Raw genomic sequence first — 21,266 nt, 5'->3', positions numbered from 1 at the left:
CGGCGCTCCGCGGCCTGACCTCCCGTCAGTTCCGCCCGCACGGCCCCGGTTCGACGCGCAGACGCTTCCACCCCGTCGTCACGCGCGAAAGAGCGGCACCATGTCTTCTTCCACGGCCACCCTGCCCGTCCCCTCCTCCACCCCGCACCTGCGTGCGGTCCGGTCCGTCCCTTCGGGCGGCGACCGCTGGCGCGAGCCCGTCCATCCGCCCCGCCCGGCGCCGTCCCAGCAGCCCGCCGCCGTACCGGCCGCGCTGGCCCAGCTGACCGGTCTGCCCGAGGGGGCGCTGGTCGCGGCACTGCCGCAGTCCGCGCTCCCGCAGGCGCTGCTCGCCCAGTACGGCGCCCAGCTGGGCGCCGCCCCCGGGCACCCGCTGATCGGCTACCTGCTGCTGGTCCCGGCGCCCGAGCCGGAGCAGCCCGCCCCGGCCCCGGTCCGGTCCGCACCGGTGGCGGCGCCTGCCGCGGTGCCCGCCGCGGTGCCTGCCGCGAACGGGATCAGCGTCGACCCGGACCGCCGCAACGCGTACGTGGACGGCGCCCAACTCGACCTCACCTACCTGGAGTTCGAGCTGCTCGCCCATCTCACCCGGCACCCGCACCGGGTGCACACCCGCGACCACCTGGTGTCCGCCGTCTGGGGCTACGGCCACGTCGGCGACGGCCGGACGGTCGACGTCCACGTGGCCCGGCTGCGCCGCAAGCTCGGCGCGCCCTACCGGGACAGCATCGTGACGGTGCGTCGGGTCGGCTACAAGTACACGCCGGTGAACTGAGGCCGGCGGCGCCCGGTCCGGCCCGCCCGGTCGGCGCGGTCCGGGGGGCGGGGCCGCGGCGCCCGCCCCCCGGACCGTACCCGTACTAGGGCCTGTCCGGCGGATCTTGCCGGGCGTGCGACGACGGATCATCCCGTCTGGACGCACGCCCGAATCGCCCAAGTACGTCCAGTACGAGGCCGACTCGGGCGCACGCCCAGACGGGCGCCCGACGCCGCACGCTGATCCGACGAGATCCGCCGGACAGGCCCTAGCGGCTGAGCCGGTCGATCTCCGCCAGCTCCTCCGCGGTCAGCGGAGCGCCGTCCAGCGCGTCGATGTTCTGGTCGAGCTGGGCGACGCTGCTGGCTCCCACGATGACCGACACCACCCGCGGGTCGCGCAGCACCCAGGCCAGCGCCAGCTGGGCGAGGCTCTGGCCGCGCTGCTCGGCCACCTTGTTCAGCGCGCGCAGCTGCCGCAGCTTGCCGCCGGTCAGCGCCTGCTCCTTGAGGAAGTGGCCGACCGACATCCGCGAGCCGACCGGTACCTCCCCGGTGAGGTACCGGTCGGTCAACAGGCCCTGGGCGAGCGGGGAGTAGGCGATCAGGCTGGTCTGGGTGTCGCCGACGGCGGTCAGCAGGCCCTCGTCCTCGGGCGCCCGGTTCAGGATCGAGTAGCTGGCCTGGTTGAGCAGCATCGGCGTGCCCAGCTCGCGCAGGAACGCCACCGCCTCGCGGTGCTGCTCGGCCGGGTAGTTGGAGATCGCCGCGTACAGCGCGCGGCCGGAGCGCACCGCCGTGTCCAGCGCACCCATGGTCTCCTCGAGCGGGGTCTCGGGGTCGTACCGGTGCGAGTAGAAGACGTCGACGTACTCCAGGCCCATCCGCTCCAGCGACTGGTCCAGGCTGGCCAGCAGGTACTTGCGGGAGCCGCCGTCGCCGTACGGGCCCGGCCACATGTCGTAGCCGGCCTTGGAGGCGATGAACAGCTCGTCCCGGTACGGGCGCAGGTCCTGGGCGAACAGCGTGCCGAAGTTGCGCTCCGCGCTGCCGTACGGCGGGCCGTAGTTGTTCGCCAGGTCGAAGTGGGTGATGCCGCGGTCGAAGGCGCGGCGCAGCACCGCGCGCTGCACCTCCAGCGGCTGGGTGTCCCCGAAGTTGTGCCAGAGACCGAGTGAGACGGCGGGCAGCTGCACCCCGCTGCGTCCGGCACGGCGGTAGGTCATCGACCGGTAGCGGTCGTCGGCGGCGCGATAGCTCATACCGATCATCCTGCCAGGCGGCCGGCGCCGGACCGGACCGCCGGACCGCCGGACCGCCGGGACTCGCGGACCGCCCGGCGTACCCTGGCCGGACCGGCCGCCCGACCATCCGGCCGCCCGACCACCCGGCCGCTGTCCGGACAGGAGAGACCGATGCGCCGACGCCCCGCCACTGCCGACCTCGCCGACCGGGCGGACCTGGACCGGCTGCTGCGGCGCTTCTACCCGGCCGCCTTCGCCGACCCGGTGATCGGCCCGTTCTTCACCGAGGTGGCCGGGCTCGACCTGGAGGCGCACCTCCCGCACATCACCGACTTCTGGGAGAGCGCGCTGCTGCGCACCGGGGAGTACCGGCGCAACGCCTTCGCCCCGCACGCCGCCCTGCACCGGCGGCGTCCGCTGACCGCCGAGCACTTCGGCCGCTGGGTCCAGCTGTGGCGGGCGAGCGTGGACGGCCTGTACCGGGGGCCGGTGGCGGAGCGCGCCAAGGAACAGGGCGAGCGGATCGCGCTCGGCATGCTGCGGCGCACCTCGGGCGGCGCCACCGACGGCGGCGCGGGTGGGTTCGTGCCGCTGTCGGCGGTGCTGCTGCGGAGCTGAGCCCCGGGGTTGAGGCCCGCTGCCGAGGGGGCGGGCCGAGGGGCCCGGGGTGCGGCCGGCGGCGGCCCCGGCGCCCGGGCCCCGCGCCGTCGCATAGGCTCGGGAGGACCCCGGAACTGCGGCGCGAGGAGGGCAGGTGCGGTACGGCGGCGGCGCCCCGGTGTACGTGCGCGGAGCAGCCTTGCCCGGCCCGGCGGGCACCCCCGCGGACACCCCCGCGGACACCTCCGCGGACGCCCGGGCGGACGCCCCGGGCCCGGCCCGGGTGCCGGTCGGCTTCACCATGCTCGGCCCGCTGACGGCGGTCGTCGGCGGCCGACAGGTCGCGCTCGGCGGACCCCGGCAGCGCGGTGTGCTCGCCCGGCTGCTGGTGGCCCGGGGGCGGGTGGTGCCGGTCGAGCGGCTGATCGACGACCTGTGGAGCGGACGGCCGCCGGCCAAGGCCGCGGCCTCGCTGCAGGCCTACGTGTCGAACCTGCGACGGCTGCTGGAGCCCGAGCGCGGCCCGCGTGAGCCGGCGCGGCTGCTGCTGAGCCGGGCGCCCGGGTACGCCCTGGAGCCGTCCGCCGCGAGCGCCGTGGACGCCTGGGACTTCGAATCCCGGCTGCGGCGCGCACGGGAACTGCTGTCGCCCGCCGCCGGCGCGGCCGGGGCCGGTCGGCCGGACGGGCTGCTCTCCCGGTCGGTTCAGGACGCGCTGGCGCTCTGGCGGGGCCCGGTGCTGGCCGAGTTCGCCGACCAGCCGTGGGCGCTGGCGGAGATCGGCAGGTTGGACGAACTCCGGCTCTCCGCACGTGAGTTGGCGGTGGAGGCGGCACTCGCCGAGGGCCGCCCGGCGGACGCCGTGCCCGAGGCCAGGGAGCTGGCCGAGGGGCATCCGCTGCGCGAGCAGGGCTGGCGCCTGCTGGCGCTCGCGCTCTGGGGCGCCGGCCGGCAGGCCGAGGCGCTGGACGCGCTGCGCGCGGCCCGCGCCCTGCTGACCGGTGAACTCGGTCTCGACCCGCACCCGGCCCTGACCGAGCTGGAGTCCGCGATCCTCAACCAGCGCACCGCCCAGCTGCTCCCGGCCCCGGCCGGGTCCGCTGCCGGGCGCGCTGCAGGGTCCGCTGCCGGGGCCGTGGCGGCGGCGCCGCCCGTTCGGCCCGGCCCCGCGGCCGCTGCCGCGCCCGACGGGGTGCCCGCGCCGCCTCCCGGGCGGCTGTTCGTCGGCCGGGAGGACGAGCTGCGGACGCTGCGGCAGGCCGCCCGGGAGGCCGAGGCGGGCGGGCATCCGGTGGTGGTGGTCAGCGGTGAGGCGGGCGCGGGCAAGTCGACCCTGCTCGGGCGGCTGCACGCCGAACTCACGAGCTCCGGGATGCTGGTGGCCGCCGGGCGCTGCCCGGAGTCCGGGGGTGCCCCGCCGGCCTGGGCCTGGACGGAGGCGCTGCGCGGACTGGCCGAACAGAGTCCGCTGTCGCCGGTCCACGCCCGGCAGCTGGCCCCGCTGCTGGACGGTGAGCCGACGGGGACGCCCGCCGACCCTGCGTCCGCCCCGGCACGGAACGCCCCGCACCAACGCGCCCCACACCAGGGCGCCCCACACCAGGGCGCCCTGCCCCAGGCCGCCGAGCCCCAGGACGCAAAGCTCCACGGCAGCGAGCCCCACGGCAGCGAGCCCCACCGCACCCCGTCCCACGGCGCCGGGCAGCACGGCGCCGGGCCGCAGGCCGATGCGCTGGTCGGCCGGTTCCGGCTGCACCGGGCCGTCGAGGAGTGGCTGCGGCAGGCCGCCGCGGCCCGGCCGGTCGCCCTGGTGCTGGACGACCTGCACGCGGCCGACCGGGAGACCCGGGCCCTGCTGACCGCGCTGGCCGGCGCGCAACTGCCCGGCCTGCTGCTGGTGGTGGCGCACCGCCCCGGCGAGGGGGAGCTGACCGACACGCTCGCCGCGCTGGCCCGCCGCTCGCCGTACCGGCTGCCGCTGGGCGGGCTGGCCGAGGAGGAGGCGGGCCGGCTGATCGGGTCGGTCTGCGAGGCGGAGGTCGACCCGCACACCGTACGGGCACTCGCCGAGCGCACCGGGGGCAACCCGTTCTATCTCCTCGAGAGCGCCCAACTGCTGGCCGGGGAGGGTGCGTTGGTAGCCGTCCAGGAGGTCCCGCAGGGGGTCAGGGACGTGCTGCGGCGGCGGTTCTCCCGGCTGCCCGGGACCACCGTGGAGGTGCTGCGGCTGGCCGCGGTGGTCGGCCGGGAGGCCGAGGTGGACCTGCTGCTGGCCGCCTCCGGACACGGCGAGGAACGGCTGCTGGACGCCTTGGAGGCCGCCCTGGTCGGCGGCCTGCTCACCGAACCCCGCCCGGGCGCGGTCCGGTTCACCCACGCGCTGGTCCGCGACACCCTGTACGCCGACCTCAGCTCGCTGCGCCGGACCCGGCTGCACGGCCGGGTCGCCGAGGCGCTGCGCGCCCTGCACCCGGACCGGCTGGCCGCGCTGGCCCACCACTACGCGCGGGCGGCGTCCGCGGCCACCGCCGAGCTCGCCGTCGACCACTGCGTGCGGGCCGCCGAGGCCGCCGAGCGCCGCTACGCGCACGAGAGCTGCGCGGCGCTGCTCCAGCAGGCCCTGGACGCCCTCGCGCTGGCGCCCGAGTGCGGCGACGACCGGGCGGCCCGGCGGATCGCCCTGCTCGGTGCGCTGCTGCGGGCCCAGGTGCGGGCCGGGGAGATCGCCGCCGCACTGGCGACCCGGGCCGCGGCGGTCGGGCTGGCCCGGGAGAGCGGCCGCGAGGACCTGGTGATCGAGGCGTGGACCGCCTGGACCGAGCCGACGCCGTGGGTCGCGCACCCGTACGGTTCGGTGGACCACGCGGCGGTCGACGCGCTGACCGCCCTGCTGCGCCGCACCGACCTGCCCCCGGTCACCCGGTGCCGCCTGCTGGATGCGCTCAGCTACGAACTCGACTGCACCGGCACGAGCGAGGGCCGGGCGGCCGGCGCCGAGGCGGTCGCGCTGGCCCGCGCGGTGGGCGACCCGCGGCTGCTGGCCCGCGCGCTGGCTGCCCAGGCCCGGGTGCACGACTACGAGCACGACCTGCTGCTGCGCTCCGAGATCGCCACCGAACTCGCCTCGCTGGCGCAGGAGTTCGACCTTCCCGCGTACCGCTGGCACGCCGAGCACCTGCACGCCACCGCGGCCGCCGTCCGGGGCGACCTGCCGGCCCTGCGCGCGCACATCGACACCGGGCTGCGGATCGCGGAGGCGTACGGCCTGCCCGAGCTGATCGACGTCGGGCTCTGCCAGCAGGCGATGCTGGCGCTGGCCGCGGACCGGCCCGACGAGGCCCGCGCGCTCTACCGCCGCGCCGTGGACGGCCTGCGGGCGCGCGGCTCGCTGCACGCCGACGGCGTCGACGCGGTCCACCGCCTGACCCTGGCGATCGGCGGCGGGCGGCTGCGCGAGGAACTGCCGCTGGTCCGGTCGGCCGCCGCACTGTACGGGCCGCTGGTGGACGACGTGCTGGCGCTGGCGCTGGCCCAGGACGGCCGGATCGAGGAGGCCAGGGCGGCCCGCAGCCCGGGGCGGCCGATCGCGCCGGACTACTACCGGTCGTTCTTCCTGGTCCTGCGCGCCATGGCGGTGATCGCGCTGGACGAGCGGGCCGAGGCGGCCGAGCTGCTGGTCGAGCTGGGCGAGGTGGACCGCCTGGTGGCCGGCGCCGCGAGCACCTCGGTGGCGCTCTGGCCGGTCGCCCACACCCGCGGCGAGCTCGCCCGCCACCTGGGTCGGTACGCCGAGGCCGCCGAGCACTTCCGGCACGCCGCCGAGGTCGCCCGCCGCTGGGAGTCCGCGCACTGGGAGGCCGATGCGCTCCGGGCTCTGGCGCAACTCCCGCCGGGGCCCTAGTCTCTGCCGCGGGCCGGTGCGTCTCCCCGCCCGTACCCGGTCCGGCCCGCAACCCGGCCCCGGCCCGCAGCCCGGGCGGCGCACCGGGCGCCTCCAAGTGCCGTCCCAAGTCGTCTCCAAGCGCGGGCGGTCAGGCTGGGCGGGACTTCTGCACCGGACCAGCCGAAAGGCCTGTTCATGTCCTCCCTCCTCGGCCGCCTCGGCGGCGCCGCGGCCGCCAGACCCTGGTACACCGTGCTCGGCTGGGCGCTGCTGCTGGCCGCGCTCCTCGGGCTGGCCGCCGGCTTCGGCGGCACCCCGCGCGACGACTACCGGGTGCCCGGTACCCGGTCCACCGCCGGCCTCGACCTGCTGCACGAGCGGTTCCCCGAGATGTCCGGCGCCAGCGCCCGGGTCGTCGTCCACGACCGGGCCGGGCACCGGGTCCCCGACCAGGCGCTGGCGGAGCTGCGCACCCGGATCGGTACGGTCCGCGGCGCGGGTCCGGTCGCCGAGCCGGTCTTCTCGGCCGACGGCTCCACCGCCCTGCTCGCCGTCAACTACCTGATACCGGTGACCTCGTTCAAGGGCTCCGAGGGCCTGGACGACCTGCGCGCCGCCGCCCGTCCGACCCAGGACGCGGGCCTGCAGGTCGAGTTCGGCGGCCAGCTGCCGGAGAACTTCACCGCGCCGGACGGCACCGCGGAGACCATCGGCATCGTGGCCGCGCTGGTCGTCCTGGTGCTCTCGCTCGGCACCGTGGTCTCGGCGGGCCTGCCCCTGGTGGTCGCGCTGGCCGGGCTGGGCGCCGGCACCGCGCTGACCACCCTGCTCGCCGCGGTCACCGACATCAGCCCGACCGCGCCGACCGTGGCCAGCATGGTCGGCCTGGGCGTCGGCATCGACTACGCGCTGCTGCTGGTCAGCCGGCACGTCGAGGGGCTGCGCAAGGGCCTGGACCGGCGGCAGGCGGCGGCCGAGGCCACCGCGACGGCCGGCTCCTCCGTGGTGGTGGCCGGCTCCACCGTGCTGGTCTCGCTGTTCGGCCTCAAGCTGGCCGGGCTGCCCACCTACTCCTCCTTCGGCTACGCCACCTTCCTGGTGGTCGGGGCCGTGATGCTGGCCTCGCTGACGCTGGTGCCCGCGCTGTGCTCGCTGGCCGGTCCGCGGCTGCTGCGCCGCTCCGAGCGCCGTACCGACGGTCCGGTGAAGCCCAAGGGCCCGACCCGTACCGAGCGGTGGGCCGCCCTGATCGGCCGCCGCCCGGTCGCCGCGGCGCTGGCCTCGCTGGTGGTCCTGCTGGCACTGGCCGCGCCGATGCTCGGGATGCGGACCTGGCCGCAGGACGCCGGCAGCCAGGCGGCCGGCAACACCACCCGCAAGGCGTACGACCTGGTGGCCGAGGCGTACGGCCCGGGCGCCAACGGTCCGCTGCTGGTCGCGGTCGACCTCCAGCGGGTGCCCGCCACCGAACTCCCCGCGCTGACCGCCCGGCTGGCCGCCGACCCGGGCGTGGCCGCGGTCGCGCCGCCGCTGGTGAACCGGGCCCAGGACGCGGCCGTGGTCTCGGTCCAGCCGAGGACCGGCCCGCAGGACGAGCGCACCGCGCAGCTGCTGTCCCGGATGCGCGCCGACCTGCTGCCGGCCTCCGGCGCCGAGGTGACCGGGGTGGTCGCGTCCTTCTCGGACATCTCGAAGCGGCTCTCGGACCGGCTCTGGGTGGTGGTGCCGTTCGTGGTGGCGCTGTCGCTGATCCTGCTGACCGTGCTGTTCCGGGCGCCGGTGATCGCGGTGAAGGCGGCGGCGATGAACCTGCTGTCGGTGGCCGCCGCGTACGGCGTGATGACGGCGGTCTTCCAGTCCGACGCAGGCGCGAAGGCGCTCGGGCTGCCGCACTCGGTGCCGGTGTCCAGCTGGGTGCCGATCCTGATGTTCACGGTGCTGTTCGGCCTGTCGATGGACTACGAGGTCTTCCTGCTGGCCCGGGTCCGCGAGGAGTGGCTGGCCACCGGGGACGCGCGCGGCAGCGTGCTGCGCGGCCTGGCGGCCACCGGACGGGTGATCAGCAGCGCGGCCGCCATCATGGTCGCGGTCTTCACCGGCTTCGCGATCGACCCCGACATCACCGTCAAGATGATGGGCGTCGGGATGGCCGTGGCGGTCCTGATCGACGCCACCGTGGTCCGGCTGGTGCTGGTCCCGGCCACCATGACCCTGCTCGGCCGCCTCAACTGGTGGATCCCGGGCTGGCTCGACCGGCTGCTGCCCGAGCTGCGGATCGAGCACGGCGGCGACCCGGTGGTGGCCCCCGGCCCGGGCGCCGCGGCCGAACCGGAGCGCGTCCCGGCCTGACCCCGCCCCCGGCTCTCCCGGCCCTCCCGGCCCCGTCCGCTCCCGCGGGCGGGGCCTCGCCGTTCCCGCCCGTTCCTCCCCGCCGGGCGGCCCCGAGCGGCGGCCCCGAGGGGCGTGGGGAACTGCGCGCGGCGGAAGCCTGCCAGGGGTCGCCGACTGCCGGCCGCGTCCGGACCGGGTGACCTCTGGCCCTCTGTACCTACTGGTATGTACAGTGATCCCATGACCACCCAGGACCGCCTGATCGAGAGCACCCAGGAACTCCTCTGGGAGCGCGGCTACGTCGGCACCAGCCCCAAGGCCATCCAGCAGCAGGCCGGCGTCGGCCAGGGCAGCATGTACCACCACTTCGACGGCAAGCCCGACCTCGCCGCCGCCGCCCTGCGCCGCAGCGCCGAACAGCTGCGCACCCTCGCGGAGCAGCAGCTCGGCGGCCCCGGCACCCCGCTCCAGCGGATCGCCGCCTACCTCGGCCGCGAGCGCGAGGTGCTGCGCGGCTGCCGGATCGGCCGGATGGCCCAGGACCCCGAGGTGATCGCCGACCCCCGGCTGCGCGCCCCGGTCGAGGAGACCCTGGCCTGGCTGCGCGGCCGGATCGCCGAGGTGGTCGCCGAGGGCCAGGCGGCCGGCGAACTGCCCGCCGGGCCGGACCCGGCCGACACCGCGGCCGCCCTGGTCGCCGTCGTCCAGGGCGGCTACGTGCTGGCCCGCGCCGCCGGTTCGCCCGAGCCCTTTCACCGGGCCGTCCGCGGCGCCCTCGCCCTGCTCCGCACCCCCTGACCCCCGCCAGCCACCGGAGGCCGTCCGTGCAGGCCATGCAGTACGAGATCACCTTCCCCGCCGGCCACGACATGCGGACGATCCACCGCCGGGTCGCCGACAAGGGCCACCTGACCGACCGGCTGCCCGGCCTCGCCCTCAAGGCGTACCTGGTCCGCGAACGCGGCACCGACGGATCCCCGGCCGACGAGTACGCACCGCTCTACCTCTGGCACCGCGCCGACGCCATGGACGCCTTCCTGCGCGGCCCCGGATTCCGCACCCTGAGCGGGGACTTCGGGCGCCCGCCGGTCCGCCACTGGCTGGGGCACGCGCTGCGGCCCGGCCCGGCGGCGGCCCTCCGGCCGCGGACCGCCACCCGGGTCCTCACCCCGCTGCCCGAGGACACCGACCCCGCCGGGGCGCTCGCCGAGGCCGTCGCCCGCCCGGCCGCGGCCGACGGTGACGAGAGCGCCCTGCACTCGACGGCCCTCGCCCTCGATCCGTACCGCTGGCAGCTGCTGCAGTTCAGCCTCTGGTGCGACGGCCGGTACGGCGGTGCGCCCGACGCCCCCGCGGCGACGGTCACCCGCTACCGGGTGCTCCACCTGTCGGCCCCCGGGTTCCCCGCCCCCGACCGCCCCGCGCCCGACCTCCGCACCCCCGACCTCCGCACCCCCGACCTCCGCACCCCCGAACTCCGCACCCCCGAACTCCGCACCCGCTGAAGGAGAACCGTGCAGCCCGCCGACCTCACCCCGGCCGTCCTCGACCGCGCCGCCGGCCACCGGGTGCTCGACGCCCTGATGGACGAGGCCACCCAACTGGCCACCCTGCCCGCCCTGGACGGGCTCGCGCCGGGCTTCCCCGACTGGATCGTCACCAGCCTGTTCGGCGGCACCTACCAGCGTGAAGGCCTGGAGCCGAGGGACCGTCAGCTGCTCACCCTGGCCGCCCTCGCGGCCCTCGGCGGCGTCGAACCGCAGCTGGCCGGCCACATCCGCAGCAGCCTGCGGATCGGCCTGACACCGCAGCAGATCACCGAGTCCTTCGTCCACCTCGCGCCGTACATCGGGGTCCCGAAGACACTGGCCGCGCTGCGCGCCACCGCGTCCGTGCTGGACGCGGCATGACCCCCGCCGGGGCCGCCGCGGCCGCCGTCGCTTCCGGTGCTGCCGGGCCCGCCGAGGTGGTGCACACCGTCCTCGGCCCGCTCGACCCGGCCGGGCTCGGCCTCTGCGACGCCCACGACCACCTGTTCCTGCGCAGCGAGCAGCTCCCGGGCCAGGAACTCGACGACCCGGCCGCCGCCGAGGCCGAGCTGCGGGCCTTCGCCGCCGCCGGCGGCGGTGCCCTGGTCCAGTGGACGCCGTACGGGATGGGCCGGCGGATCCCGGACCTGATCGCGCTCTCCCGCGCCACCGGTGTCCACCTGGTCGCCGCCACCGGACTGCACCAGGCGGCCCACTACCCGCCCGGGCGGCTGCGCGGACTCGACCTGGCCGCGCTGTTCACCGCCGAGCTCACCGGCCCGGCCGGCCCGACCGGCGATGACGGCACGGCCGGCCCCGCCGGGACGGGCCGGGCGGGGCTGATCAAGGTGGCCGGCGGCTACCACGGCCTGGACCCGCACGCCCGCCGGACGCTGACCGCCGCCGCCGAGGCGCACCACGCGACCGGGGCGCCGATCGCCGTCCACCACGAACTCGGCACGGCCGCCGGCGAGGTCCTCGACCTGCTCTGCGACCGGCTCGGCGTCCCGCCGCGGCGGGTGCTGCTGGGCCACCTCAACCGGTTCCCCGACCTGCGGATGCAGCGCGAGGCCGCCGCCTCGGGTGCGTACCTGGTGCTGGACGGCCCGTCCCGGGCCCACCACGCCACCGACCACCACCTGCTGGACACCCTGGTGGCGCTCACCGAGGCCGGTCACGGCGGTCGGCTGCTGCTCGGCGGCGACACCACCACCGCGGCCGCGCGCGGCAACCCCGGCCCGGCGTACCTGCTGAGCGGCCTGCGTCCCCGGCTGGTCCGGGAGCTCGGCGAGCGGGCCGCCGACGGCATCCTGCGGGCCAACCCGGCCCGGGCCTTCGCCTGGTGAACCCGCCCGGCGTGACCTGGGCATGCCCACAGGGGCCCGGCGCGCCACGGCCGACAGGCGCATCCTGGTACCAGGGCCCTGCGCGGTGGCCCGGTCCCGGGCCGGGCGGAGGGCGTGGAGCGTTTCCGGGAGACGATCATGAACAACAGAGCCCCCGCAGGCGTGGTCGCCGGTGTGGACGGTTCGGCCTCCGCCGCCGCGGCCGCCGAATGGGCCGCCCAGGAGGCCGATCGCCGGGGTTGCGCACTGCACCTGGTGCACGCGGTCAACACCGGCACCGTCACCCTCTCGCCGCGGACCGGGGCCGCCGTGACCGATCTGATCCTGCGCGACGCCCAGGAGCTGCTGGACGACTCGCTCGGCAAGCTCAAGGCCGCTCACCCGGAGCTGCGGCTCACCGGCGACGTGGTGCCCAGGGAGGCCGCCGAGGCCCTGCTGACCGCCGCCGAGCACGCGGAGCTCGCGGTGGTCGGCACCCGGGGCCACGGCGGCTTCGCCGCGCTGCTGCTCGGCTCGGTCAGCCTGCGGGTGACCGCGCACTCCCGCTGCCCGGTGGTGGTGGTGCGCGGCGCTCCGGACGCGGGCAGCCACGTGCTGGTCGCCGTCCGCGACGAGCGGGACGCCGCCACCCTGCGGTTCGCACTGCGGGCCGCCGCCGCGCGGCGGCTGCCGGTCGAGGCCCTGCACACCTGGTCGCCGGTGGTCGCGGAGGCCGGGCAGGTGGCGATGGCCGACGAGGCGGGGGAGGAGGAGCGGCTGCACGCCCAGCTGCTGCAGCACACCATCGAACCCGTCCTCGAGGACTTCCCCGAGGTGCGGGTGGACGCCCGCCAGCTGACCGGCGCGACCGTCGAGACCCTGGTCGAGGCCTCCCGGCAGGCAGCCCTGCTGGTGGTCTCCCGGCACGAGCCCGCGCCGCGCTTCGGCCTGCGCCTCGGGACCTCGGTGCACGCCGTGCTGCACCACGCGCACTGCCCGGTCGCCGTGGTGCCGGTGTGAGGACGCCGACGGGCCCGGCGGGGAGACCTCCCCCGCCGGGCCCGTCGTGGTGACCCGCTGTCTACGGGCGCCCGGTCAGACCGTGGCCGCCTCGGCGGTCGGCCGGGCGGCCGGGGCCGGGACCAGCAGCCGCTCGGCCAGGTGCCCGAAGAGCATGCCGAAGCCGCTCCACAGCGTCACCTGGATCGCCAGCGCGGACAGCCGGAACTGCCACAGCAGCGAGGCCGGGAAGTCCTCCGGCACCTCGTCCACGGTCGGCAGCACCGCGTACGCGATGCCGACCGCCGCCACGAACGCGACGACGGCGACCGCCGTGGCGTTCCAGTTGCCGAGGGCCGGTGCCAGCCGCCGGCCGAGCATGGTCGCGCCGATCGCGAGCAGCACGGAGAGCGCGATCATCAGGAAGTACAGCGTGGTGCGCTTGCCGATGGTGTCCGGTTCGCCCACCGACGGCGGGTTGGCCGGGTACTTGAGGAACGGCACCAGGTAGACCACGGCCAGGCCGGCCGCCGACAGCAGGGCCGCCGTGGCCCGCGGGCCGAAGCGGCCGATCCGGCCGAGCGCGAAGCAGAACGCGAGGCCGGCGATGCCGCCGAAGGCGAGCCCGTACAGCAGGATGCCGGTGGCCAGGCCGAGCGTGGACTGCATGCTGCGGCTGACCAGTTCGACCTCGCCGGCGTCGTGCGAGTGGGCGTGCGCCTCCTCGAAGCCGATCGCGGCGTCGACGTGCGGCTCACCGAGCAGGTAGGCCACGACCAGGGCGAGCACCCCGGCCGCGAGGCCCGCGAGCATGCCCCGGACGAGCAGGGATCTGACGGATACGGAGTTCATGAGCGTCGGTTCCCCTTGGGATCAGTGGCAGGGGAAGCCGAGCAGGTGACGGCCGTCGTGGACCCACTCGTGCACGTTCTCACCGGAGATGAGCGCGGTGGCGCCCTGCTCGGCGCCGACGAAGTAGATGACGATCAGCATGAGGATGCCGAAGAACGCCGCCCAGGGGGCGATGGCCTTCAGCGAGATGGGGGCAATCGCCGGAGCGGCGGCGGGGGCGATGGGGTGAGCCATGACCGGACCTCCTGGGGGAACTCGCGTCCCGTTCGTTGGAGCAGTGGACGACGGAGTCGGGTCTGACTTTCCGGCACCTGACGGGAGGTCGGGTACCGGGTACACAGTGGCGCGACCGTGCCGGGTTCCCACCGGCTTCCGTCACACCGTCGTCAATTGTCGAGGTGACGGTACCGTGGGGCGGCGGCCCGGCCAAGGGCTGCGGCAGGGGCACGCGGTGCACCGGACGGCGTGCGGGGCGCCCGTCGAACGGTGCGTGTACGTGCCAGGCTTGCCGCCGGGCGGGGAGGACTACGGGATGACGGTACGGGTGACGCTGATCTCACCGGCCGCCTCGGCCGGACTGCGCGAGGCCAGGTTCGGTGCGGACACCGGTCTGACGGACACCGGCCGCCGGGCCGCCGAAGGCGCCGCCGGGCTGCTGCCCGGCGCCGATGAGGTGTTCGCCGGCCCGTCCCGGCGCTGCGCGCAGACGGTCGCCGCCTTCGGACTGGCCGCGGCGGCCGGGCCCGGCCCGGCGGACCTGGACACCGGCGGCTGGCGCGGCCGGACCCTCGACGAACTGGCCGCCGCCGACCCCGCCGCGCTGGCCGGCTGGCTGGCCGACCCGGCGGCCGCCCCGCACGGCGGCGAGAGCGTCCTCGGCCTGATCGGCCGGGTCGGGGCCTGGCTGGAGGCCCGCAGCGGCCGGGTGCTGGCCGTGGTGGAACCCGCCGTGGTCCGGGCCGCCGTGGTCCACGCCCTCGCGTTGCCACCCCAGGCCTTCTGGCGGCTGGACGTCGAACCGCTCACCCTCACCCGCCTCACGGGCGGCGGCGGCCGCTGGAACCTGTCCTGCGGCGAACGGCTGGGCGGGCGCCCGGTCGGCTGATCCGCAGTCCGGCCGGCCGACCCGGCGTCCGCACCCAGGAGGTCGGGGACGCGGGCGGTCGGGGGCTCGGGTGGTCGGGTGGTCGGGGGTGCGGCCCGGTGGAGCGTCACATCCCGGCGCCGGCCCGGGTGTCCGGGGCCCACAGGCGCAGGCCCTGGGTGAGTTCGCGCAGGCAGCGGGCGGCCAGTTCGGCGACGTCGGCGGCGGGCGCGTCGGTGGCGGCCCAGCTCTCCACGGCCACCCGCATCGCGGTGTTGGCGGCCGCCGCCGCGAGCCGCACCTCCAGCGGGTCGGCGTCCGGCCCGGTGAGCTCGGCCAGCACGGGGACCAGGGCGAGTTCGGATTCGTGGTGCACCCGGTGCCAGACGGCCAGCAGGCCGGGGTCGGCGGCCATCACGCGCAGCAGGCCGCGGGTCCACTCGAGGGCTTCGGCGGGCCGGTCGGGGGTGGGCCGGAAGGCGGCCCGGGCGGAGTGTTCGAGCGCCTGCGGTGAGGTGAGCGGCGCCGGTTCGGCGGACAGCCGGGCGATCCAGTCGCGGACGCCGTCGGCGAGCAGCGGCGCGACGGCGTCCTCCTTGGTGCGGAAGTACCGGTAGAAGGTGCGCAGCGAGACCCCGGCGGCCCGCGCGATGTCCTCCGCGGTGGTGGCCTCCGCGCCGCGTTCGGCGAACAGCCGGGCCGCGGTGAACGCGATCTCCTGCTGGGTGGCCGCCTTGCGGCGCTCGGTCAGGGACGGGCGCGGATCGCTGCCGGACACGGGAAGGGCCCCCTGGGACACCGGTGACGCGGAACTTCGGACAGCGCCAGCCTACGGCAAGCGCCAGCAGTCTGGCCTGTCGTGCAGATGTGGCACAACGTGCCATCAAGGCGTACCGTGCAGGAGAACCAGCCGTACCACCCGCAGGGAGAACACCCATGAACCGCTTCGAAGGCCGCCGCACCCTGGTCACCGGCGCAGGCTCCGGCATCGGCCGGGCCACCGTGCTCCGGCTCCTCGCCGAGGGCGGCACCGTCGTCGCCGCCGACGTCGCGGCGGAGGCCCTCGAGGCCACCCGGACGCTGGCGCAGGCCGACGGCACGGACGGGCGCCTGACCACCGCCGTCGTCGACATCGCCGACGAGAGCTCGGTGCGCGAGAGCGTCGGCGGTGCGATCTCGCAGCTCGGCGGCCTGGACGCGCTGGTCAACGCGGCCGGCATCCTGCGGTCCTCGCACACCGACCGGACCACCCTGGAGTTCTGGAACCGCCTGATCGCGGTGAACCTCACCGGCACCTTCCTGGTGACCAGGGAGGCCCTGCCCGCGCTGCTGGCCACCGGCCGGGGCGTGGTGGTCAACTTCAGCTCCACCTCCGCGACCTTCGCGCACCCGTACATGGCGGCCTACGCGGCGACCAAGGGCGGCATCCAGTCCTTCACCCACGCGATAGCGATCGAGTACGCGAAGCAGGGGCTGCGCGCGGTCTGCGTCGCGCCGGGCTCGATCGCCAGCGGTATGACCAGCAACCCGGGCCTGCCCGAGGACGCCGACCTGTCGCTGCTCGCGAAGTTGTCCCCGGCGCTCGGCCAGGGCTTCGCCGGGCCCGAGACGGTCGCCGGCGTGATCGCCATGCTGGCCTCGGACGACGGCGCCTTCATCACCGGCACCGAGCTGCGGATCGACGGCGGCACCCACGCCTGACGCTCCCGCGCCCCGCCCCTGACGCTCCCGCCCCCGGGCCTGACGCTCCCGCGCCGGGCGGGCCGATCGGGTGAAGGCGCCCGGTCCGCCGGTCCGCCTCCCGTGGGCCCCGGCGGACCGGGCCGATGATGTTCCCGACTGATGATCATTCAGTGGTGCGGGAGGGCGGGCCCATGCGGGAACGAGCGGTTCAGCTCGGGCGGATCGCCTTCGGCGTGCTGGCCGCGGTGGCGCTGTGCATCCAGGGCCAGCACGCGGTGAGCCAGGGTTCCCCGCTCACCGACTTCTTCAGCTACTTCACCATCCTGAGCAACATCGCCGGTCTGCTGGTGCTGGTGGCCGGCGGGGTGCTCGCGCTGCGCGGCCGCCCGGGGATCCCGGACGCGGTCCGCGGCGCGGTCGTGCTCTACATGACGATCACCGGCCTGGTGTACGCCCTCCTGCTGTCCGGCTACAGCCTCGGGCTGCTGCTGCCCTGGGTCGACGACATCGTCCACCGGGTGATGCCCGTGGTGTACCTCGCCGACTGGCTGCTGATGCCGCCGGCCCGGCGGATCGACCGCACGACCGTCCTGAAGTGGCTGGTCTTCCCGCTGGTGTACCTGGCGTACACGCTGGCCCGGGGGCCGCTGGTGCACTGGTACCCGTACCCGTTCCTCGACCCGCACCTGCCCGGCGGGTACGGACGGGTGGCCGGCGCCTGCACCCTGATGCTCGGTCTGTTCGTCCTGGTGGCCGCCGCGCTGGCGTGGATCGGCAACCGGCTCGGCAGCCGCCGCCGGGACCGGCCGCCGCCCCGGCACGCCAGAACAGCACCCGGGCGCGCCACCGACCCGACCTGACGCCCGCGCCCGACCGCCGGGACGCCGACCGCCACCGTGCACCGGACCGAGGGAGCAGCGTGCAGCGATGGGCCTGACGAGTCACAAGGTACTGGCGGCCGCCGCCGTCCTCGCGGTGCTGGTGCTCGCCGCGACGGTGGCGTGCTGGCCCCGGCTGGCCCGCCCGGGCGCGCCCGCCGTGCTCGGCCGGATCGGCGTGCTGCTGGCCGCCCAGCTGGCCCTGCTCGGCGCGCTCGCCCTCGCCGCCAACGACTACTTCTCCTTCTACGGCAGCTGGGACGACCTGCTCGGCACGGGCGGCCCGGGCCCGGTCACCGTGGTCCCCGCGGCCGGGGACGGCGGGGTCCGGCTGCTCGGCCGCGAGCCGGTGCGCGGCGGCGGCCCGGTGGCGCGGCAGCCGGCCGCGGCGGGCGAGATCCAGCGCGTGCGGATCGCCGGCCCGCTGTCCGGGCTGAGCACCGAAGGCTACGTCTACCTGCCGCCGCAGTACTTCCGGCCCGGCTACGCGGACCGCCGCTTCCCCGCGGTGGTGGTGCTCACGGGCTTCCCCGGCGACGCCCGGAACCTGATCACCCGGCTCAACTACCCGGGCACGGCGCTGCGCCTCACCCAGGACGGCCGGATGCAGCCGGCCGTCCTGGTCCTGCTGCGGCCGTCCCCGGCGATGCCCGCCGACACCGAGTGCGAGGACGTCCCCGGCGGCGCGCAGGCGGAGACCTACTTCACCCGGGACGTCCCCCGGGCGATCACGGCCGGGTACCGGGTCTCGGCGCTGCCGCAGGCCTGGGCCGTGATGGGCAACTCCACCGGCGGGTACTGCGCGCTCAAGCTGGCGATGCGCCACCCGGAGGTCTTCCCCAGCGCGGTCTCGATGTCCGGCTACTACCGGGCGGCCGAGGACCCGTCCACCGGGGACCTGTTCCGCGGGAGCGCCCGCCGCCGCGACGAGGCCGACCTGCTGTGGCGGCTGCGCAACCTGCCGCCGCCCGGGGTGGCGGTGCTGCTGGCCGGGGCCGAGCGGGGGGACGGGGACTACGCCGCGGACACCCGGGCGTTCGCCGCCGCGGCCCGCGCGCCGCTCTCCCTGGCGACCGCGACGGTGCCCGAGGGCGGGCACAACTTCCGGACCTGGAGCACGCTGCTGCCGCCCGCGCTGGAGTGGCTCTCGGGGCGCCTGCGGGCCGGCTGAGGCTCAGCCGACCGGCTGCAGCTTCCCGGTGTGCAGCTCGCCGACGCGGCCGCCCTCGCCCTCGTACGTCCAGAAGACCCGGACGGTGAGCGTGGTGAGGTCCATCACATGGCTGACCGTGATGCCGCTCTGCTCGGTCCAGCTGACGAAGTACACCTGCGGGCCGACCTCGGCGACGTGCAGCCGGACGTCCTCCCACTGGCCGGCCGACTCGCCGAGGCCCTCCCAGCGCAGCCTGGTCCCGTCGGCGGAGTAGGAGTTGCGGAAGGCGGCACCGTTGTCGACGTCGAACAGGTAGGTGCGTCCGGCGAAGCCAGGCAGTGGCGCGGTCATCTCGGGTGCTCCTGGGAACGGTCGCGGCGGCCGCGGCCGGTGCTCCGGCCGCACCCCCCAACCTAGCGGACCGCCGGCGGCCGGCGGCTTGAGGTTCCCGCGGGGGAAGGTCCTAGATTCGTCGGCGTGACGGACCAGAGCGAGCACCTGCTCACCATCGGCGCGATGGCGCGCCGCACCGGCCTGACCGCCAAGGCGCTGCGCCACTACGACCGGGTCGGCCTGCTGCGCCCCGCCGAGGTGGACCCGGACACCGGCTACCGGTACTACCGGGCCGGGCAGGTGCCGGCGGCGCGCCTGGTACGGGCGCTGCGCGCGGTCGACCTGCCGCTGGAGCAGGTCGGCGAGTGCCTGGCCGCGGGCGGCGAGGCCGAGCTGGTGCAGCGGGTGCTGGCCGGGCACCGGCGGCGGCTGCAGGCGCGGCTCGACCGGCTGCGCGGGGCCGTCCACCGGACGGATCATCTGATCGAGGAAGGGATCGGCACGGTCATGGGCGAATCAGTACGGGCGGTCGACGCGGGCGACGAGCGGCAGCTCGCGGTGGACCTGTTCAACGGCGTCTGGCGGCTGCTGGAGCAGGAGGACCGCTCCGCGGCCGACGACGACCGGATGGTGCACATGGCGCACGCCTCGCGGTACCACTGGGGGCAGGTCGGCGCGCCGGTCAACCTCGGCCGCGGGGAGTGGCAGTGCTCCCGGGTGTACGCCGTGCTGGGCCGGGCGGAACCCGCCCTGCACCACGCCCGGCGCGCACTGGAGCTCTGCCGGGAGCACGGGATCGGCGACTGGGACCTGGCCTTCGCGTACGAGGCGCTGGCCCGCGCGGCGGCGGTGGCGGGCGAGCCGGAGCAGGCCCGCGCCTGGACCGAGCAGGCGCTGGCCGCCGCCGAGGAGATCGCCGGGCCGGAGGACCGCGAGCTGGTGCTGGCGGACCTGGAGAGCATCCCCGGGCAGCCCCGGTTCTGGTGACCGCACGGCCGGGGCCGCGGCCGCAGTGGCTGCCGCAGTGACCGGGACGGCGGCCGGTGCGGTGGCCGGGCGGGCCTGTGAGGGACGTCTCGTTGTCGGTGCACGACCCATCTGCCTAGCCTGCACGGGATGCCCGGCTGGGCAGACCCGCGGTCGGGACGCCGAGTCCTGTCCACCCGACGGCGGTCACCCGATCACCTCCTGGACAGGAGCGGGGGAACCAGGTTTGTTGCCGTCGCGCCCCCGCTCCCACCGGAGCCGGGCGCACGGCTGGGGCGCATGTGCAGAGTCGCGTCGGCTGAGCCCGGCGTCGCGGACCCGGCGGGACTCTGCAGACGCGCCCAGGGGTGAAGCCGCTCCCCACCGGCGGCCGGGCAGCCTCGTGCCCGAACCCGACAGCTAACCTCGCAGGCGTCGCAGAGGATCCCCCATGCGACTTTCGCCCACCCCGGCCCGCCTCGGCCTGCTCGCCGGCGCGACCGTCCTCGCCGGCGTCCCGCTGGTCGGCCAGGCCTCGGCCGCCACCCCCACGGTGACCCAGGACAGGCTCTCCCCGACCGCCATGGCGGCCGACACCGCCGCCAAGGCGACGCTCACGGTGCACTCCTCCGCGTGCTTCACCGCCAAGACGCTCGGTGTCGGCGTCCGTGACGCGGCCGGCCACAACCTGGACTTCCCCGGCAACGCGAGCAACGTGCAGATCTGCCCGGCCGGTGTCACCTTCACCAGCGCCGCCCGCACCCTGCCGGCCGGCACCTACACCCAGTTCGGGTTCTGGCAGGACTCCGCCAACGCCTGGCACAACCTGCCCTCGCAGACGCTGACCGTCGGCGGCTCGGCCACCCCCGCGCCGGCCCCGACGCCCACCCCGACGCCCACCCCCACCCCGACGCCGACCCCGACGCCGACGCCGGCCCCCACCCCGGCGCCCGGCACCGGATCACCGGTCCCCGGCAAGGCGCTGACCTGGTCCGACGAGTTCGACAGCCTCAACACCACCCGCTGGACCACCGACAAGAGCAGCTCGTACAAGTACGGCAACCACAACCCGGACGACAACAAGCTCGACTGGCTGAGCAAGAACGGGGTCAGCGTCTCCGGCGGCGTCGCCACCTTCACCGCCAAGCCGGGCGCCAACAAGCTGGAGAACGGCAAGCAGTCCTGGGACACCGGGCTGCTCACCACCGAGTACTCCGGCGAGGGCTTCCAGGTGAAGACCGGCGACTACGCCGAGACCCGGGTCAAGCTGCCCTCCGGCGGCGGCGCCTGGCCGGCCCTGTGGACCTGGAAGAACGGCAACGGGGAGATCGACTCCTTCGAGTACCACCCCGACAACCCGAACCTGCTGGAGCTGACCAACCACGTCAAGTCCGGCTCGAAGTACTACACCGACGCCAACGCCGTGGCCAAGGACAAGTGGGTCACCATCGGCACCTACTACGGCGCCAACTCGGTCGACTGGTACGTCAACGGCGTGAAGGTGTTCTCCGACAACACCGGCGTCGGCGCCAACTGGTCCGCGTACCTGATCCTCAACCTGTCGCTGAGCGCCGGCCAGTACCACCCGGCGCCCACCGGCACCGCGCCGATCACGTTCGCCGCGGACTACGTGCGGGTCTACCGCTGACC

Annotated in this window: 20 protein-coding genes and 1 riboswitch; of the genes, 15 read left to right on the top strand and 5 right to left on the bottom strand. The window is 76.0% G+C overall.

Going from position 1 to position 21,266, the window contains the following annotated elements:
• The first annotated feature begins 100 nt into the window (after positions 1-100).
• Positions 101-775 (top strand): winged helix-turn-helix domain-containing protein, encoded by a 675-nt coding sequence (locus tag AC2TEW_RS06990; protein WP_484622454.1) that lies wholly within the window; start codon positions 101-103, stop codon positions 773-775.
• A 250-nt stretch (positions 776-1,025) separates the two neighbouring features.
• Here the strand turns inward: AC2TEW_RS06990 and AC2TEW_RS06985 are convergent, their stop codons facing one another.
• Complete coding sequence (locus AC2TEW_RS06985; RefSeq protein WP_484622453.1) at positions 1,026-2,018, bottom strand: aldo/keto reductase; 993 nt, start codon at positions 2,016-2,018, stop codon at positions 1,026-1,028.
• A 153-nt stretch (positions 2,019-2,171) separates the two neighbouring features.
• Between AC2TEW_RS06985 and AC2TEW_RS06980 the strand changes: the two genes are divergently transcribed.
• From AC2TEW_RS06980 to AC2TEW_RS06945, 8 genes are all read left to right on the top strand, one after another.
• Positions 2,172-2,618: a group III truncated hemoglobin gene (locus AC2TEW_RS06980; RefSeq protein ID WP_484622452.1), complete on the top strand. Its 447-nt coding sequence runs from the start codon at positions 2,172-2,174 to the stop codon at positions 2,616-2,618.
• Between the two features lie 136 nt (positions 2,619-2,754).
• Complete coding sequence (locus AC2TEW_RS06975; protein WP_484622451.1) at positions 2,755-6,501, top strand: ATP-binding protein; 3,747 nt, start codon at positions 2,755-2,757, stop codon at positions 6,499-6,501.
• Between the two features lie 177 nt (positions 6,502-6,678).
• Complete coding sequence (locus AC2TEW_RS06970; protein WP_484622450.1) at positions 6,679-8,832, top strand: MMPL family transporter; 2,154 nt, start codon at positions 6,679-6,681, stop codon at positions 8,830-8,832.
• Positions 8,833-9,039: 207 nt separating this feature from the next.
• On the top strand, positions 9,040-9,612 hold the full coding sequence (locus AC2TEW_RS06965; protein WP_484622449.1) for a TetR/AcrR family transcriptional regulator: 573 nt from the start codon (positions 9,040-9,042) through the stop codon (positions 9,610-9,612).
• Positions 9,613-9,647: 35 nt separating this feature from the next.
• On the top strand, positions 9,648-10,319 hold the full coding sequence (locus AC2TEW_RS06960) for a DUF4865 family protein (protein WP_484622707.1): 672 nt from the start codon (positions 9,648-9,650) through the stop codon (positions 10,317-10,319).
• Between the two features lie 9 nt (positions 10,320-10,328).
• Positions 10,329-10,724: a carboxymuconolactone decarboxylase family protein gene (locus AC2TEW_RS06955; RefSeq protein ID WP_484622448.1), complete on the top strand. Its 396-nt coding sequence runs from the start codon at positions 10,329-10,331 to the stop codon at positions 10,722-10,724.
• A complete protein-coding gene (locus AC2TEW_RS06950; RefSeq protein WP_484622447.1) occupies positions 10,721-11,689 on the top strand; it encodes a phosphotriesterase family protein in 969 nt (322 codons plus the stop codon). The genes AC2TEW_RS06955 and AC2TEW_RS06950 overlap by 4 nt, the downstream gene beginning before the upstream one ends.
• A 138-nt stretch (positions 11,690-11,827) precedes the next feature.
• Positions 11,828-12,688, top strand: coding sequence for a universal stress protein (locus tag AC2TEW_RS06945; protein WP_484622446.1), 861 nt, complete (start codon positions 11,828-11,830; stop codon positions 12,686-12,688).
• 75 nt (positions 12,689-12,763) lie between these two features.
• Here the strand turns inward: AC2TEW_RS06945 and AC2TEW_RS06940 are convergent, their stop codons facing one another.
• Both AC2TEW_RS06940 and AC2TEW_RS06935 read right to left on the bottom strand, forming a co-directional pair.
• The gene (locus AC2TEW_RS06940; protein WP_484622445.1) at positions 12,764-13,519 is read right to left on the bottom strand and encodes a CbtA family protein; all 756 of its coding nucleotides are present in this window, start codon (positions 13,517-13,519) and stop codon (positions 12,764-12,766) included.
• 21 nt (positions 13,520-13,540) lie between these two features.
• The gene (locus AC2TEW_RS06935) at positions 13,541-13,753 is read right to left on the bottom strand and encodes a CbtB domain-containing protein (RefSeq protein WP_033823294.1); all 213 of its coding nucleotides are present in this window, start codon (positions 13,751-13,753) and stop codon (positions 13,541-13,543) included.
• A gap of 298 nt (positions 13,754-14,051) precedes the next feature.
• Between AC2TEW_RS06935 and AC2TEW_RS06930 the strand changes: the two genes are divergently transcribed.
• On the top strand, positions 14,052-14,624 hold the full coding sequence (locus AC2TEW_RS06930; protein ID WP_484622444.1) for a histidine phosphatase family protein: 573 nt from the start codon (positions 14,052-14,054) through the stop codon (positions 14,622-14,624).
• A gap of 106 nt (positions 14,625-14,730) precedes the next feature.
• Here the strand turns inward: AC2TEW_RS06930 and AC2TEW_RS06925 are convergent, their stop codons facing one another.
• Positions 14,731-15,381, bottom strand: coding sequence for a TetR/AcrR family transcriptional regulator (locus AC2TEW_RS06925; RefSeq protein WP_484622443.1), 651 nt, complete (start codon positions 15,379-15,381; stop codon positions 14,731-14,733).
• 158 nt (positions 15,382-15,539) lie between these two features.
• Between AC2TEW_RS06925 and AC2TEW_RS06920 the strand changes: the two genes are divergently transcribed.
• From AC2TEW_RS06920 to AC2TEW_RS06910, 3 genes are all read left to right on the top strand, one after another.
• A complete protein-coding gene (locus AC2TEW_RS06920; RefSeq protein ID WP_484622442.1) occupies positions 15,540-16,304 on the top strand; it encodes an SDR family NAD(P)-dependent oxidoreductase in 765 nt (254 codons plus the stop codon).
• Positions 16,305-16,477: 173 nt separating this feature from the next.
• Positions 16,478-17,146, top strand: coding sequence for a Pr6Pr family membrane protein (locus AC2TEW_RS06915; RefSeq protein ID WP_484622441.1), 669 nt, complete (start codon positions 16,478-16,480; stop codon positions 17,144-17,146).
• Between the two features lie 67 nt (positions 17,147-17,213).
• Positions 17,214-18,335 carry an alpha/beta hydrolase gene (locus tag AC2TEW_RS06910; RefSeq protein WP_484622440.1) on the top strand — a complete coding sequence of 374 codons (1,122 nt, stop codon included), beginning with the start codon at positions 17,214-17,216 and terminating at the stop codon, positions 18,333-18,335.
• 3 nt (positions 18,336-18,338) lie between these two features.
• Here the strand turns inward: AC2TEW_RS06910 and AC2TEW_RS06905 are convergent, their stop codons facing one another.
• Positions 18,339-18,668, bottom strand: a complete 330-nt coding sequence (locus AC2TEW_RS06905; RefSeq protein WP_033823296.1) for a phenolic acid decarboxylase — start codon at positions 18,666-18,668, stop codon at positions 18,339-18,341.
• 126 nt (positions 18,669-18,794) lie between these two features.
• On the opposite strand from AC2TEW_RS06905, the gene AC2TEW_RS06900 reads away from it, so the two are divergent.
• Together AC2TEW_RS06900 and AC2TEW_RS06895 are read left to right on the top strand one after the other, a co-directional pair.
• Positions 18,795-19,637 (top strand): MerR family transcriptional regulator, encoded by an 843-nt coding sequence (locus AC2TEW_RS06900; RefSeq protein WP_484622439.1) that lies wholly within the window; start codon positions 18,795-18,797, stop codon positions 19,635-19,637.
• Between the two features lie 323 nt (positions 19,638-19,960).
• Positions 19,961-20,042: riboswitch (cyclic di-AMP (ydaO/yuaA leader) on the top strand.
• Positions 20,043-20,067: 25 nt separating this feature from the next.
• On the top strand, positions 20,068-21,264 hold the full coding sequence (locus AC2TEW_RS06895) for a glycoside hydrolase family 16 protein (protein WP_484622438.1): 1,197 nt from the start codon (positions 20,068-20,070) through the stop codon (positions 21,262-21,264).
• The last annotated feature ends 2 nt before the right edge of the window (positions 21,265-21,266 follow it).

The sequence above is a fragment of the Kitasatospora sp. NEAU-CNBT7 genome (assembly GCF_057220535.1).
The sequence above is the reverse complement of the archived record's forward strand: the minus strand, read 5'-3'. Positions and strand labels throughout refer to the sequence as shown.

What these genes read in the sequence shown, in the direction of transcription:
- AC2TEW_RS06945 (WP_484622446.1), top strand. Translation starts at nt 11,828, where the DNA reads ATGAACAACAGAGCCCCCGCAGGCGTGGTCGCCGGTGTGGACGGTTCG.
- AC2TEW_RS06935 (WP_033823294.1), bottom strand. Translation starts at nt 13,753, where the DNA reads ATGGCTCACCCCATCGCCCCCGCCGCCGCTCCGGCGATTGCCCCCATC.
- AC2TEW_RS06920 (WP_484622442.1), top strand. Translation starts at nt 15,540, where the DNA reads ATGAACCGCTTCGAAGGCCGCCGCACCCTGGTCACCGGCGCAGGCTCC.
- AC2TEW_RS06985 (WP_484622453.1), bottom strand. Translation starts at nt 2,018, where the DNA reads ATGAGCTATCGCGCCGCCGACGACCGCTACCGGTCGATGACCTACCGC.
- AC2TEW_RS06960 (WP_484622707.1), top strand. Translation starts at nt 9,648, where the DNA reads ATGCAGTACGAGATCACCTTCCCCGCCGGCCACGACATGCGGACGATC.
- AC2TEW_RS06990 (WP_484622454.1), top strand. Translation starts at nt 101, where the DNA reads ATGTCTTCTTCCACGGCCACCCTGCCCGTCCCCTCCTCCACCCCGCAC.
- AC2TEW_RS06905 (WP_033823296.1), bottom strand. Translation starts at nt 18,668, where the DNA reads ATGACCGCGCCACTGCCTGGCTTCGCCGGACGCACCTACCTGTTCGAC.
- AC2TEW_RS06950 (WP_484622447.1), top strand. Translation starts at nt 10,721, where the DNA reads ATGACCCCCGCCGGGGCCGCCGCGGCCGCCGTCGCTTCCGGTGCTGCC.
- AC2TEW_RS06910 (WP_484622440.1), top strand. Translation starts at nt 17,214, where the DNA reads ATGGGCCTGACGAGTCACAAGGTACTGGCGGCCGCCGCCGTCCTCGCG.
- AC2TEW_RS06930 (WP_484622444.1), top strand. Translation starts at nt 14,052, where the DNA reads ATGACGGTACGGGTGACGCTGATCTCACCGGCCGCCTCGGCCGGACTG.
- AC2TEW_RS06965 (WP_484622449.1), top strand. Translation starts at nt 9,040, where the DNA reads ATGTACAGTGATCCCATGACCACCCAGGACCGCCTGATCGAGAGCACC.
- AC2TEW_RS06895 (WP_484622438.1), top strand. Translation starts at nt 20,068, where the DNA reads ATGCGACTTTCGCCCACCCCGGCCCGCCTCGGCCTGCTCGCCGGCGCG.
- AC2TEW_RS06970 (WP_484622450.1), top strand. Translation starts at nt 6,679, where the DNA reads ATGTCCTCCCTCCTCGGCCGCCTCGGCGGCGCCGCGGCCGCCAGACCC.
- AC2TEW_RS06980 (WP_484622452.1), top strand. Translation starts at nt 2,172, where the DNA reads ATGCGCCGACGCCCCGCCACTGCCGACCTCGCCGACCGGGCGGACCTG.
- AC2TEW_RS06940 (WP_484622445.1), bottom strand. Translation starts at nt 13,519, where the DNA reads ATGAACTCCGTATCCGTCAGATCCCTGCTCGTCCGGGGCATGCTCGCG.
- AC2TEW_RS06915 (WP_484622441.1), top strand. Translation starts at nt 16,478, where the DNA reads ATGCGGGAACGAGCGGTTCAGCTCGGGCGGATCGCCTTCGGCGTGCTG.